Here is a 12695-nt window from a genome sequence, read left to right as displayed (position 1 = left end):
TCAGCCCGGGAGCGACGACCAGCCGCCGCCCCGGGCGAGCAGGATTCGGACGGCCTCGGCGTGTTCCGCGAAGCCCGCGAGGTCGCCGTGCAGCAACGCCGCGCGTTCGGCGTCCAGCGGTGCCGTGTCGTCGCGCCAGAGTTCGAGGGTCCAGTTGGCGGCGAGGAACATCGAGCGCACGAGGCCGATGATCCCGGCGCTGTCGGGGCCGCCACTGCGGCGGTAGGACTCGAGGATCTCGTTGCACGTCGAGAACAACCCCGTCAGACCGGTGACGGCCTCCGCGGGCGTGCCGTCCCAGTCCGGGCCTGGCCAGGTGCAAGAGCCCAGCTCCAGCCACAGCCGCCAGCCCGCGGTCAGCTCAGCTTCGTTGCACGGAGTCCAGTGCCCGGCCATGGTTCGAGTGTGCGCCCCGGCGGCGAGGGAGCCGCCGGGGTCATGGGGTTTCTCACTCGTGTGGCTGTTCCCAGAGCCAGAACTCGATGCCCTGGTCGTCGACGCAGTCGGCGGTCGTGCCGTACGGGTGGTGCTCCACCTCACCGGCCGTGCCGCCGTGATCGCGGACGCGGGTGAGAGCCGCTTCGAGGTCGTCCACCGCGTACATCAGCTTCCAGCCGACCTGCCGGCCCGGTCCGCCCCACAGACCGCCCTGGAGGCCGGGGCCTTCGAAGCCCCAGGCGTCCGGCACGGAGCCCGGCGAGAACTGCCAGCCGACCACGCCGCCGTAGAAGGCCTTCGCCACCTCGCCGTCGGGCACCTGGAACGTGAAGTACATGGCTTCGCCGTGACGGGTGGGCTTCGTCGCGTGCTTCGCCGTCTGCCCGGCCTGCGCGACGAGCCAGCGCTGGCCGTACGGGTCCTTGATCGTGCCGCCGAGCCCGTACCCGCGGTCCTCGACCGGGCGCAGCACCTCGCCGCCCAGCTCCACGGCGCGGCGGGCCGACTCGTGGACGTCGGGCACCTCCACGCGGATCAGCGGCCCGCCCTCGGGCGCGACGACGTTGCCCAGCTCGGGGAACTCCTCCGCGAGCATCAGCACGCTGTCGCCGATGGTGAGCTCGGCGTGCCCGACGCGGCCGTCGTCCATCACGATCGGGTCGGAGCGGCGGCGCGCGCCGAACACCTCGACGTAGAAGTCCAGCGCGGCGCGGGCATCGGTGACGACGAGGTACGGCGCGAGCGCGCGCACGGCGGCGTCGGCGGGGGTTTCGGTGGTGGTCATCTCGGCTCCGTTCAGGATGAGGCGCCGCAGGTTGTCCCGCAGCTCCCTGGCGAACGCCGGGTCCGGGTCGACCGGCGTCGGGGGCAGTGCGAGCGCGTCGAACGGCTCAGTCATCGCGGCCCCCTTTCTCCTCGTAGCTGTGGCGGAACGCGGCCTTCGCGCGGGTCAGCAACGCCTCCGTGGCATGCACCGTGCGGCCGAGGCAAGCGGCGACGTCGCCGACCGGCAGGCCGTCGACGTACCGCAGCGTGAGCACGGCCCGGTGGTGCGCGCCGAGCGACTCGAGCACCTGGCGTGCGCGCAACGCGTCGAGCTCGGTGTCCCACGGGTCGTGGGCGTCGGGCTCGTGCACCAGCCGCAGCCCGCGTTCCTCCCGGGCCTTGCGGCGCCAGTGGTCGGCCAGCTTGTGCCGTGCCACCCCGATCAGCCACCCGGTGCTCACCGGCGGCGCACCCCCCTTGCGGCACGCGGCCACGGCCCCCAGGAACGTCTCCGACGTCAGTTCCTCGGCCAGCACGCGGTCGCCGCAGCGCGCGAGCAGGTACCCGTAGACCTCCGGCAGCGCGGACTCGTACAGCCCGAGCAGCGCGAAAGCCGGGTCCGGTCTCACCCGCGGTTCCGTCACACCCACATCGTCGTCCGGGGACCGCGTTTTCCGTCGGGTGAATTTCGGGCCGCGGGAAAATCGTTGGTCGGCGCCCGCGGTGGGCGGCGACACTGCGGTCATGGCCGGGCGAGGACGAGCGACGGGGTTGAGCCTCACGTCGTGGGTGCTGTTCGCCGGATCCGGGCCGGTGGCGAAGGCCGTGATGGGCACGGGCTGGTCGCCGGCCGCGGTGACGGCGGTCCGGATCGCGCTCGCGGCCGTGGTGCTGGTGCCCGGCGTCGCGCTGGTGCGGCCGTGGGCGTTGCGCTTCCGCGGGTCCGACGTGTGGCTGGTGCTCGGCTACGGTGTGCTCGGCGTGGCCGGGGTGCAGCTCTGTTTTTTCGTGGCCGTGGACCGCGTGCCGGTCGGAGTGGCGATGGTGCTGGTGAACCTGGCGCCCGCGTTGGTCGCGCTGTGGGTCCGTGTGGTGCGCCGCGAGCGGCTTCCGGCGCTGGTGTGGGTCGGGACGGCGCTCGGCGTGGCCGGGCTGGCGCTCGTCGCGCAGATCTGGCAGGGCGGACGGCTCGACGCGCTCGGCATCGCCGCCGGCGTGGGCGCGGCCGTGTGTTCGGCCGGCTACTTCCTGCTCGGCGAACGCGGTGCGGGCCGGCACGACTCGGTAGGGCTCACAGCCGCCGGGCTGGCGATCGGGGCTGTCGTGGTGGGCGCGGTCAGTCCACCGTGGACAGTGGCGCCGGCGTCGATCACCGCCACGGCAACGCTCGGGAGCCTGCACGTGCCCGTGTGGCTGGCCTTGCTGGTGCTGGCCGTGGCCGGCACGGTGCTGCCCTACCTGGCCGGGCTGCGCGCGTTGCGCGATCTGCCTTCGGCGCTGGCGAGCGTACTGGCGCTGGTTGAACCACTGGTCGCCGCGGGGCTGGCGTGGTGGTGGCTCGGCGAAACACTCGGCGCGACGCAGCTGGTCGGCGCGGCCGTGTTGCTCGCGGGAGCGGTGCTGGTGCAGGTGGCCGGATCCCGCAGCCCCGAGGACGTACGGGATCCGGCGACGGTCACCAGCTAGCCGGCCGACTGCGGTCCGGCTCGTAAGGCTGCGTGATCACTTCCACGCCGTTGCCGCCCGGGTCGAGGAAGTAGACCCCGCGGCCGCCGTGGTTGTGGTTGATCTCGCCGACCTGCTTGCGGGCTGGATCGGCGTGGTAGGTCACGCCGGTTTCCTTCAGCCGCGCGAAAAACGCGTCGAAGTCGTCTTCGGGGATCAGGAAACAGTAGTGCTGCAGCCGAAGGTCCTGCGGCGGGATCGTCGCGAAGTCCAGCCGGACGCCGTTGCCGGTTTCGACGGGGATGAACGGCCCCCATTCCTCGCCCACTTCGAGACCCAGCAAGCGGGCGAGGAACTCGGCGGACTCCCGGTTGTCCCGGGACGGCACGATCAGATGGTTGAGCTCAACGGAAACGGACACGAACAATGCCTCCAGAAGGCATCCCGGCACCTCCATGTCTCACCCAGCCGGTGACCGACACGCGATGCCGCGTCCGTGATCGTAAGCCAGGACTAGGAAACCGTCACGCGCTTTCGCCCCGCCGCCCGCGGCCGCCCGACGCCCTGCCAGGAGAGGCCGGCGTCGATGACCGTGCGCGGGTCGAGGAGGTTGCGGGTGTCGACGACGTCGTCGCCCTCCATCGCGTCGGCCATCACCGTCCAGTCGAGGTGCTTGAACTCGGCCCACTCGGTGAGGACCACGATCGCATCGGCGTCCTTCGCGACCTGGTACGGGTCGTCGACCACGGTCATGCCGTCGATGCCGGTGTCCACCGCCGGGTCGTAGGCCGTGATCTCCGCGCCCAGCGCGCCGAGCACCGAGGAGACGGCGAGGGCGGGCGAGTCGCGCAGGTCGTTGGTGCCGGCCTTGAACGCCAGGCCCAGCACGCCGATCCGCGCGCCGGCGAGCGTGCCGCCGCAGGCGCCGGCGATCTTCGCGACGATGCGGTCGCGCTGGGCGATGTTCTCGTCGATGGCCGAGGTGAGCATGCGGAAGTCGTAGTTCACCGACTCCGCGACCTTCACCAGCGCGCTGGTGTCCTTGGGCAGGCACGAGCCGCCCCAGCCCGGGCCGGGCTTGAGGAACGTGCGGCCGATGCGCCGGTCGTAGCCCATGCCCTCGGTCACGAGGTCGATGTCGGCGCCGAGGCGCTCGCACAGCTCGGCGATCGAGTTCACATAGGACAGTTTCAGCGCGAGGAAGCAGTTGGCCGCGTACTTCACGAGCTCCGCGCTCGCCGCGTCCGCGACGACGACGGGTGCGCCGAGGTCCGCGTAGAGGTCACCGACCCAGCCGGCCGCGCCGGGGGTGTCGGACCCGACCACGATCCGGTCGGGATTGAGGAAGTCGGAAACCGCGGTGCCTTCCCGCAGGAACTCCGGGTTGGACACGATGGGCACGTCTTCGCGGCCGAGCATCGCGCGGATGCGCTTGGACGTGCCCACGGGCACGGTCGACTTGGTGATCAGCGCGCAGCCGGCGGGCAGCACGTCGCCGATCTCGGCCGTCACCGCCTCCACCGCGCGCAGGTCCGCTGAGCCGCCGGCGCCCATCGGCGTCGGCACGCACAGGAAGACACCGTCCGCCTCCTGCACGGCTTCGCGCGCGCCGACGACGAACGACAGCCGCCCACCCTTGATGCCACCGGTGACCAGTTCGGCCAGCCCCGGTTCGAGAATGTCCACTCTGCCGGCGGCGAGGCGAGAGACCTTCGCCTCGTCCACGTCCACGCAGGTGACGCGATGCCCCAGGCTCGCGAGACATGCCCCCGTGGTCAATCCGACGTACCCCGTCCCCACCACCACGATCCGAGCTGCGCTCATGATGCCGAAGGTGACATTCGGAGTTGAAGCGGGCGCTAACGGAAGTGGGCGACGCCGAATACTCCACGCGAGAAGTGAAGAACGGCCCTCGCGTGAGGCAGCACACCCGGCGCCGGTGCGAACGAACGTTAACCTGTCGTTACGGTGCAGGGCCGCACCACGAGCAGGAGAAGGGCTGAAGATGCAGATCACCGACACCGCAGCGCTCGTCACGGGTGGTGCTTCCGGCCTCGGCGGCGCCACCGCCAAGGCGCTGGCCGCCAAGGGCGCGCGCGTCTTCGCGCTCGACCTCGCCGCGTCGATCGAGAAGGCCGAGCAGGTCGACGGCATCACCTACGTCGAGGCCGACGTCACCGACCCCGACCAGGTCCAGGTCGCCGTGGACACCGCGGCCGGCTCCGGCGTGCCACTGCGCACGGTCGTGAACTGTGCCGGCATCGGGCCCTCGGCCCGCATCTTGTCGAAGAAGGGCCGCCACGACCTCGCGCTGTACGCGAAGGTCGTGCAGATCAACCTGATCGGCACCTTCAACGTGCTCACCATCGCGGCCGAGGCCATCGCCAAAACCGAGCCGCTGACCGACGACGCCCGCGGCGTCATCATCAACACCGCCTCCGTCGCGGCCTACGACGGCCAGATCGGCCAGGTGGCTTACTCGTCGTCCAAGGGCGGCGTCGTCGGCCTCACCCTGCCGGCCGCGCGCGACCTGGCGTCGCAGGGCATCCGCGTGCTGACCATCGCGCCGGGCATCGTCGACACCCCGATGCTCGCCACCGTGAGCGACGAGTTCCGCGCGAGCCTCGCCGCCGGCGTGCCGTTCCCGAAGCGCCTGGCGCGGCCGGACGAGTACGCGCAGCTCGCCCTCTCGCTGATCGACCACGACTACCTCAACGGCGAAGTCGTCCGCATGGACGGCGCGCTGCGCATGGCCCCGCGGTAGAAAACCGCTCACCCGCGGCGGACCGCCCGAGGTGCCCGGCACCCAGTCCCCGCCCGGCACCTCGATCCCCAGCTCCAACGCGGTCTGGACCATCTTGTCAAGGCACGCTTTCCCGCCTTGACAAGATGGTCCAGACCGTCGTCACCATTGCGGATCGGGGTGATGGGCTCGCTGAGAACTCAAGCCGCCTTCGTCAGCCGCGCTTCCAGTCCGATGCCGTCCGTGGTGATGTGGCAGGAACCGAAGCGGCTTTCGCGCGCCAACGTTTCGAACTGCTCCGGCGTGTACGCGCGCTTGCGCAGCTGCCCGAGTGTCCACTTTGTCGTGAACGCCCCCACGGGCCCCAGCTTCATCCCGGCCACCTCGGCCGCGATGTCTTCCGACGTGGCCGTCTTGCGCAGGTCCTGCACCAGCGCCACCCCGCCCGGCCGAAGCACGCGCCACATCTCGTCGAGCGCGTCGACCGGGTCGGCGAAGTTCTTGAACGCCGCCTGCGTGATCAGGAAATCGAAGGACCCGTCCGCGAAGGGCATCGCCGCGACGTCGCCGTGCACGAACTCCGCCGCGACACCTTGCTCCCGCGCGTACTGGCTCGCCAGGGACACGAACGTGCGGCTCACGTCCAGCCCCGTGACCGCGAAGCCGAGCCGCGCGAGCTCGACCGCGTGGAAGCCGGGCCCGGGCGCCACCTCCAGCACATCGGCGCCGCCGGGCAGCTGCTTGGCCAGCTCCGCCGCCGACGAGCGGTAGAACGCCAGCTGCGGCGCCGTCCCGCGACCGCGCGCGTAGGCCCGCGCGACCGGTCCCTCCATCTCCGGCACGAGCTTGGTCCGGTGCCGTTTGACCTCGGTGTTCGTCATGGTTGCACTCCAGTTCGGTGGGTCGGCCGAACCGCTCCGGCGAGTGCGGGCCCGTATCCTGTGATCGCAGCCTGAGGATCGGATCCGCGTCCGCGGAATCGGTTCGAGGGTTTCCCCGGTCCCGGTGGCGGTGTGCCAGCACTGCCTCCGGGGCCGGCTTTCTACTCCTGGCCGCCTTCGGTGAAAGCGGTCAAGTCTTCCGGCAGCTCGCCGGTCTCGCGGTAGTGCCGCCACTCGGCGACACCCGGCAACGCGTTCGTGGCCAGGTCGTCGCGCAGGCCGCGCACCCATTCGATCTCGGCGCGCAGCAGCACAAGTTCGAACTCGCTTTCCACGAGGAACAGCCGCGGCACCTCGGCGCGCGAGGCGTCCAGTGCCGAAACCCGTTCAGCGAGGCGCTTTTCCAGCGCCGTGAGGCGTTTTGTCAGCAGGTCTGCCACCTCGTCCGGGCCGAGCGAAGCCATGATCGACAGCCCGGCCTGGAACTTCGTCGGCTCGAGGTCCGGCTCGCCGAGCAACTCGGCCACCCAGTCCTCCAGCTCGGCGCGGCCGACGTCGGTGAGGCGGTAGATCGTGCGCTCGGGCCGCGCGCCGTCGCGGACGCTCTCCACGGTCGCGACGAAGCCGTGCTTCTCGAGGTTGCCGACGACCGTGTAGAGCGAGCCCCACTTGATCTTCATGTCGGCGTCCTTGCCGCGTTCGCGCAGCACGGAGGCCATTTCGTAGGGGTGCATCGGCCGCTCGACCAGGGCCGACAGCACCGCCAGCCCCAGCATGTTCCCGACCTTGCGCCGCTTCACGGTCACCACTTCCTCGTCTACGAGTATTCGCAGACGAGTATAGGCACAGCCGGCTGGTGATCGCCAGGGTCAGCGGTGGATGAGAAGCACCTCGGTGCCGTCCGGCGGTACGCGGACGGCACGCTGCAGTCGCCCCGCGTGGACGGTCCCGAGGGCGACCACGGCGGCCGAATGACCGAAGCCGGTCAGGACGATCCGGTCGCCGTCGTGCAGCTCGCCGGCGCCGGCGGGGGTGACGATCACCGGGCTGTCGACTGACGACCCGGTGTCGGTCAGGGTGACGGGCTCGCCGGTCGCCGTCGTCGCGCGCAGGCCCCACGGCTCGGACAGCGCACCCGGGTTGGACTTCACGGCCGCGAAATCGTCGCGGCCCTCGGTGATCACGCCGACGAACCCCGCCCGCGTCGCCACGACGTCGCCGGGCTTCGCATCGACCCCGGAGATGCCGAACTGGGCATCGTCGCGGGCGCGGACGACGGTGCCCGTCGAGATCGCCGGGTCGTGCGCCGAGGTGCTCAGCTCGCCGAACACGGGGTGCTGCGGGTTTCCCGTGGCGAGGGAGGTGTTCCACGCGGCCGCGGTGGGCGGGAGCTCCGCGGTCGCGAGGCCGTCGGCCACCTGGGTCTCGCCGGAGGTGAACGCCGCCGTGTCGACTTGCGGAGCGGTCACCGCGACGCCCGTGGCCGGGCCGCCGTTTGGCGCGGAGGCGACGAAGCCGTAGGCCGGAGCGGTGAGCCGACCGGCCGGGACCGTCAGCTGCGCCTGAACCGCCAGCTCCGGTCCGGTGAGAAACGCCAGCCGGACGCCGCCGTCGTGCTCCTGGCTGCGCAGCACGACGATCGTGCCCACCTCCGGCCGGCTCCCGGCGAACACCACCTGGGCCGCCTGCCCACCCCAGTCCCACCGCGCGCGCTCGATCAAGTCCACGTTGCCGGCCAGCGACCCCCGCGCGGGCCACTGCGTCACCGGCACGGCCTGGACCTGCGACGACGTGGTCTGAGTGGTGACGATCGTCGCCGCGCCCAGCGCGAGCACCACGGCTGCGGCCGCGGCCCCGGCCAGCGTCCGCTGCCGTCGACGGGTCCGCGTCCCCAGCACCCGCCGCGCCATCCGCGCCGCGTCCCCTGGCTCCGGAGGCGCCAGCGCGGTCTCGCCGAGCTCCCAGCGGACGGTGTCGGTGAACTCCTGCTGCCTCAACGCTGTCCCCTCCCGATCGCCGCCGGACTCGGCTCGTGCGTGGCCTCCCACAGCTCCCGCAGCCGGGCCAGCCCGCGCGCCGTCGACGACTTCACCGTCCCGACGCCGCAGCCCAGCAGCCGCGCGGTCTCCGCCTCGCCGAGGTCGAGGTAGAAGCGCGCCGCCAGCACCGCCCGCATCCGCGGGGGCAGCTGCCACAGCAGCGCGACCATCTCCGCCCGGCCCGCCGACACGGCGAACGCGTCTCCCCCGGCCTCGACGTCCGCCCCGGCGATCGGCATCAGCCGCTCCCGGCGGCGACGGTCGCGGCGAGCGAGGAAGACGCGGAACAACGCCTGGCGGGCGTAGGCACGCTCGTGCTCGATGTCCGCGCGGCCGACGTGCTTGACCAGCCGCAGCAGCGCGTCGTGCACCACGTCCTCGGCCTCGCCGCGGTCGCCGGTCAGCACGAGCGCGTAGCGGAACAGCTCGTCGTAGTGCTGCTCGACGAAGACCTCGAACCCGTGCACGCCCACCGCCCTCCGCTACCCGACGCCCCCTTGGATCGCGGAGAACACCGGAAAGTTGCCTGGGCGGCGGAACTCGAGCCGGCGAGTCACTCGGCGGATGACCACACCCAGTTCGGCCGCTCGTAGGCCACCTGGAAGCCCAGGTTGAGCATGTTGTGCAGCGACGAGTTGTGCTCGCCCTCGGTCTCGGCGCCGGTTTCGGCGACGAGCAGGTGACAGCCCAGGTCGGCCGCGAGCCGGGCGCGGGCGGCGAGGAGCTCCGTCTGCCCGCCGCGGTTGCGGGCGTGCTCGGCGACCGCGCCGCCGAACATCTGGCCGATCTCGCCGTGCTGGTACATCATCGCGGTGCCGACCATCTCGTCGTCGAGCCAAACGGCGAACGGGTGGCAGTGCGGCTCGGCGGCCGACGCGGCGAACATCTCCGCGAAGTGCTCCTCAGGCATGCCGAAGACGTTCAGCATCAGCGCCGCCCACCGGTACAGGTCACCGGGTTCGACCGGCTCGACCCGGATCTCGTCGGCCGGCCTGCGCTCGTCGTCGTCGGCGCGAGCCACGACTTCTTCCACCGGGGCGACAAGCTTGGCCCACGACGACGTGGTCGTGAGCCCTTCGCGCTCGCAGATCTCGGCCCAGTCCTCCGGAATCACCGACGGCGCGAGCTGCAACGTGGCCCGGCGCGTGCCCGCCGCGCGGTAGAACGCGCACACCTCGGCGATCAGCTCCGCGGTGACCGGCTCCGTGCGGCCGAAGCCGAGCGCCTTGCTCCAGTAGTCCGTCGGGTCGTTGCGCACCGCCAGCACCACCGCACCGCCGAGGCGCGTGGCCGTCATGCCGAGCGCGGAACGCACCGGCTCGGGACCGCCGGTCTCGAGCCCGAACAGCGCTTCCGCCTCGCACTCCTCGATCGCCAGAGGCGGCTCGACCTTGATCATCGCGTCAACATACTGCGCACCGGCCCTCGGATCAGAGATCGAGCATGAAAGGCACCTCGACTTGTGCCCGATCGGACATCCACTCGCGCAAGGCCTTCGTGGCCAGCACGTCGTCCTCGTTGTACTGCAAGAGACGCTCGCGCTGCGTGTCGTCGGGAGTTTCGCCGTCCATGCCCACGGCATCGCGGTACCAGCGCATCGACGCTTCGCCGCCGGCCTCCGCGTCGCGCCACCGGAAGCCCGCGACGGGAGCGATCACCTTGAGACCCTTGCCGCGCGAGCACAGGAACTGGTCGGTGACACTGCGGAAGAGGTCCACCCACTCGTCGGAGTCCACAAAGGACTGCACGTCCTTCTTCGTCGGGATCCCCGGGTGGTCGCCGAAGCGCTCGACGGAGCCGAACAGCCAGCGGTTCTCCGCCAGTGCGTTGTAGCAGTAGGCGCGGAACGTGAGCCCGGCCGCGAGCGTGCGCTCGCGCACGTCGGTGAACCACGCCCAGAACTCGGCGAACGAGCGCGCTTCGTCCGTAGTCGGCAGTGGCTCCCACGTGGCGAACGCGCGGTAGCCCTGCTCGACGCCGATGTCCGCGCCCGAGAGCAGCGTGCCCCACAGGTACGCGCCGGCGTCGCCGAAGCTCTCCATGTCGACGTCGACCTCGACGTCGCCGCGCGGCACCTCGACCTGCGGCGTGCGGCGCACCACGGTGAGGCCGGCGAGCCACGCGCGCGCGAGCATGATCGCGTCGGCGAACGTGCCGCCGGTCCAGTTCATCGGCGGCGCCTCGGCGGCCGGGTCGAGTGCGGCCAGCTTGTCCACAGTGGACACGCCGGTGCGGCGCAGCTCGCCGGCGTCCTCGCCGCGCACCACGAGGCTGACGTCGCGGGTCTCGGTGAGCTGCACCTCGCACGTCGGCCAGAACGGGCAGCGCCGGCACTCCAGCACGCGCGAGGGCATGGCCAGCGGTTCGCCGCCGGTCGCGGCCGCGGTGGCCACGGCGAGGCGGTCGGCGAAGCGCGCGTCGTACTCCGCCAGCGCGCTGCGGCCGCCGGGCCAGGTGCCGGCGGTGAGGTCGTGCCAGACGACCACATCGGCGTCGAGCCCGATGACGCCGCCGACGGCGCGGCCGGTCTCGGCCCGCCCGTACGTCTGCAGCATCCGCCGCAGGTGCGCGAGCCGCAGCTGGTCGCGTGGCTGCGAACGCACCTTGCGCGCCTCGTCCGGCGTGCGGTGCGCCGGGTCGAGGTCGGTCAGCCCGGTGGTCGGCGCGCCCTGGCCGCGGTCGGTGATGCGGTGGCGCACCACGAGCACCGGCACGTACCCGGTCGCGGTGCGCACGAGCAGGTCGACGCCGCCGCGCCGGTGCCCGACCGGGTCGGCCTGCAGCAGCGGGCCCCAGATGAACCGCGTGCCCTCGGCGAAGGCTTCCTCCGTGAGCCGCACGCGATCTGCCGCGGGCAGGTCACGCGGGATGCGCGCCCAGGTCGCGTCGGCACTCGTCACATCACGGCCCATGGCATCCGAGCCCGCGGCATCGGTGGTCGCGTCGATGAGGCGCTGCAGGATCGCCTCGCGGTGCGCCGTCGCGTCGGCGATCCGCTGCTGCGCCGTGGGATCCGGCGGCGGCAGCGGGACGTCGCGCATCGCGGGGTCGTGCTCCAGATGCACACGACGACGGCAGCGACTGACCGCTCCGGCGTCGAGCAGCACCTCGTTACCCATGACGATCACCTTATCCGCCCCCACCGACAGAACTGCCTTTCCGTGCTGCGAGCCGACATGCCCGGCCCCACTCGGACCAGTAAGTTCGACCACGACGAGTAGCAGGAGGTGGGCCATGGCGCGCAAGGCCAAGCAGGACGCGGGTGAAGCTCGGATCACCCCGAAGAAGGCGAAGAACGCGATCGCGGTGGCCAAGGTGCTCGGGCCGGCCGTGATCCCGGTGGTCGCGCCGTACGCGGTGCGCGCGGCGGGCGCGGCCCGGGAGCTGTACGACCGCTACCAGGCGCGCAAGCTCGGCGTCGCCGTCGACCAGCTCGGCGAGTTCTCCGGCCGCGGTGCCGCGCTGCACGCGCGGATCGCCGGTCTCGTACAGGGCCTGGGCGAGCTCAGGAAGTCGAGCAAGGCCACCGAAGCCGACGCGAAGTTCGCGACCGACACCCAGGGCACGCTCGAACAGCTGTCGGCCACGGTCCGCGCGGCCGAGCGGATGCCCGCCACCCGGCGCAAGGCCGCGCACCGCGCGGTGTCGAGCGAGCTCGACTCCCTGGAGGAACAGCTGCTGCACCGGCTCGGCGTCTGAGCGCGAGCCGGGCCGCTCACCCGAAGTGGTGAGCGGCTCGATCGCCCCGAAGACAGCTCTGTTCAAGACAACCCGCTCAAGAAACCGAGGTTCCCGGCGGCAGCGGGATCCACTTGTGCGACCAGGTGATCACGGCGTCGACCACCGGCTCGAGGTCCAGGCCCTTCGCCGTGAGGCGGTACTCGACCTGCACGGGCGTGGTGGCGAGGACCTGCCGTTCCAGCAGGCCCTCCTCCTCCAGCGTCCGCAGCCGCTGTGCGAGCATCGTGTCGCTGACGCCCGGCACCGCGGCCCTGATCTGGGCGTAGCGGTGGCTGCCGGTGAACACCGCGCGCAGGATCGCGCCCGTCCAGCGCGTGCCGATCAGCTCGATCGCCGTGTGGAAGCGCGTGCAGACCTGGTGGACGTCGTCGCCGTCGTGCCGAGGTTCACTGTGCTCGACCATCGCCCGTTCCCCTCGCCAGG

Annotated in this window: 15 protein-coding genes; 3 read left to right on the top strand and 12 right to left on the bottom strand. The window is 71.7% G+C overall.

Annotated elements, in window-relative coordinates:
• From K1T34_RS18650 to K1T34_RS18640, 3 genes are read right to left on the bottom strand one after another with little or no spacing between them, the layout of a single operon-like run.
• On the bottom strand, positions 1–396 hold the full coding sequence (locus tag K1T34_RS18650) for a hypothetical protein (protein ID WP_220245516.1): 396 nt from the start codon (positions 394–396) through the stop codon (positions 1–3).
• A gap of 52 nt (positions 397–448) precedes the next feature.
• Positions 449–1336: a VOC family protein gene (locus K1T34_RS18645; RefSeq protein ID WP_220245515.1), complete on the bottom strand. Its 888-nt coding sequence runs from the start codon at positions 1334–1336 to the stop codon at positions 449–451.
• Positions 1329–1847, bottom strand: a complete 519-nt coding sequence (locus K1T34_RS18640; protein WP_220245514.1) for an RNA polymerase sigma factor — start codon at positions 1845–1847, stop codon at positions 1329–1331. Before K1T34_RS18640 ends, K1T34_RS18645 begins: the two co-directional genes overlap by 8 nt.
• A gap of 100 nt (positions 1848–1947) precedes the next feature.
• Here K1T34_RS18640 and K1T34_RS18635 point away from each other — a divergent pair, with 100 nt between their 5' ends.
• Complete coding sequence (locus K1T34_RS18635) at positions 1948–2889, top strand: DMT family transporter (protein WP_220245513.1); 942 nt, start codon at positions 1948–1950, stop codon at positions 2887–2889.
• Here K1T34_RS18635 and K1T34_RS18630 read toward each other — a convergent pair.
• Both K1T34_RS18630 and K1T34_RS18625 read right to left on the bottom strand, forming a co-directional pair.
• Positions 2879–3289, bottom strand: coding sequence for a VOC family protein (locus tag K1T34_RS18630; protein WP_255638580.1), 411 nt, complete (start codon positions 3287–3289; stop codon positions 2879–2881). The genes K1T34_RS18635 and K1T34_RS18630 overlap by 11 nt on opposite strands.
• 92 nt (positions 3290–3381) lie before the next feature.
• Positions 3382–4692 (bottom strand): UDP-glucose/GDP-mannose dehydrogenase family protein, encoded by a 1311-nt coding sequence (locus K1T34_RS18625; RefSeq protein ID WP_220245512.1) that lies wholly within the window; start codon positions 4690–4692, stop codon positions 3382–3384.
• 181 nt (positions 4693–4873) lie between these two features.
• On the opposite strand from K1T34_RS18625, the gene K1T34_RS18620 reads away from it, so the two are divergent.
• On the top strand, positions 4874–5632 hold the full coding sequence (locus K1T34_RS18620; RefSeq protein ID WP_220245511.1) for an SDR family NAD(P)-dependent oxidoreductase: 759 nt from the start codon (positions 4874–4876) through the stop codon (positions 5630–5632).
• A gap of 179 nt (positions 5633–5811) precedes the next feature.
• On the opposite strand, the gene K1T34_RS18615 is transcribed toward K1T34_RS18620, so the two are convergent.
• The 6 genes from K1T34_RS18615 to K1T34_RS18590 form a co-directional block, all read right to left on the bottom strand.
• A complete protein-coding gene (locus tag K1T34_RS18615) occupies positions 5812–6492 on the bottom strand; it encodes a class I SAM-dependent methyltransferase (protein WP_220245510.1) in 681 nt (226 codons plus the stop codon).
• 161 nt (positions 6493–6653) lie between these two features.
• A complete protein-coding gene (locus K1T34_RS18610; protein WP_360584438.1) occupies positions 6654–7298 on the bottom strand; it encodes a PadR family transcriptional regulator in 645 nt (214 codons plus the stop codon).
• A 63-nt stretch (positions 7299–7361) separates the two neighbouring features.
• Positions 7362–8489 carry a hypothetical protein gene (locus K1T34_RS18605; protein ID WP_220245509.1) on the bottom strand — a complete coding sequence of 376 codons (1128 nt, stop codon included), beginning with the start codon at positions 8487–8489 and terminating at the stop codon, positions 7362–7364.
• On the bottom strand, positions 8486–9004 hold the full coding sequence (locus K1T34_RS18600; protein WP_220245508.1) for a sigma-70 family RNA polymerase sigma factor: 519 nt from the start codon (positions 9002–9004) through the stop codon (positions 8486–8488). The genes K1T34_RS18605 and K1T34_RS18600 overlap by 4 nt, the downstream gene beginning before the upstream one ends.
• 80 nt (positions 9005–9084) lie before the next feature.
• Positions 9085–9930: a GNAT family N-acetyltransferase gene (locus K1T34_RS18595; protein WP_220245507.1), complete on the bottom strand. Its 846-nt coding sequence runs from the start codon at positions 9928–9930 to the stop codon at positions 9085–9087.
• Between the two features lie 31 nt (positions 9931–9961).
• Positions 9962–11650, bottom strand: a complete 1689-nt coding sequence (locus K1T34_RS18590) for a TM0106 family RecB-like putative nuclease (RefSeq protein WP_220245506.1) — start codon at positions 11648–11650, stop codon at positions 9962–9964.
• 115 nt (positions 11651–11765) lie between these two features.
• On the opposite strand from K1T34_RS18590, the gene K1T34_RS18585 reads away from it, so the two are divergent.
• Positions 11766–12230: a DUF6474 family protein gene (locus K1T34_RS18585; RefSeq protein ID WP_220245505.1), complete on the top strand. Its 465-nt coding sequence runs from the start codon at positions 11766–11768 to the stop codon at positions 12228–12230.
• Between the two features lie 76 nt (positions 12231–12306).
• Here K1T34_RS18585 and K1T34_RS18580 read toward each other — a convergent pair whose 3' ends face one another.
• Positions 12307–12675 (bottom strand): helix-turn-helix domain-containing protein, encoded by a 369-nt coding sequence (locus K1T34_RS18580; protein WP_220245504.1) that lies wholly within the window; start codon positions 12673–12675, stop codon positions 12307–12309.
• Positions 12676–12695: the final 20 nt, after the last annotated feature.

The sequence above is a fragment of the Amycolatopsis sp. DSM 110486 genome, assembly GCF_019468465.1.
Lineage (GTDB): Bacteria > Actinomycetota > Actinomycetes > Mycobacteriales > Pseudonocardiaceae > Amycolatopsis.
This window is presented reverse-complemented; position numbering and strand designations above follow the sequence as displayed.

Bases quoted from the DNA above. Each gene is read 5' to 3' on its own strand.
- K1T34_RS18650 (WP_220245516.1), bottom strand. From the start codon at position 396: ATGGCCGGGCACTGGACTCCGTGCAACGAAGCTGAGCTGACCGCGGGC.
- K1T34_RS18645 (WP_220245515.1), bottom strand. From the start codon at position 1,336: ATGACTGAGCCGTTCGACGCGCTCGCACTGCCCCCGACGCCGGTCGAC.
- K1T34_RS18635 (WP_220245513.1), top strand. From the start codon at position 1,948: ATGGCCGGGCGAGGACGAGCGACGGGGTTGAGCCTCACGTCGTGGGTG.
- K1T34_RS18625 (WP_220245512.1), bottom strand. From the start codon at position 4,692: ATGAGCGCAGCTCGGATCGTGGTGGTGGGGACGGGGTACGTCGGATTG.
- K1T34_RS18620 (WP_220245511.1), top strand. From the start codon at position 4,874: ATGCAGATCACCGACACCGCAGCGCTCGTCACGGGTGGTGCTTCCGGC.
- K1T34_RS18615 (WP_220245510.1), bottom strand. From the start codon at position 6,492: ATGACGAACACCGAGGTCAAACGGCACCGGACCAAGCTCGTGCCGGAG.
- K1T34_RS18595 (WP_220245507.1), bottom strand. From the start codon at position 9,930: ATGATCAAGGTCGAGCCGCCTCTGGCGATCGAGGAGTGCGAGGCGGAA.
- K1T34_RS18590 (WP_220245506.1), bottom strand. From the start codon at position 11,650: ATGGGTAACGAGGTGCTGCTCGACGCCGGAGCGGTCAGTCGCTGCCGT.
- K1T34_RS18585 (WP_220245505.1), top strand. From the start codon at position 11,766: ATGGCGCGCAAGGCCAAGCAGGACGCGGGTGAAGCTCGGATCACCCCG.
- K1T34_RS18580 (WP_220245504.1), bottom strand. From the start codon at position 12,675: ATGGTCGAGCACAGTGAACCTCGGCACGACGGCGACGACGTCCACCAG.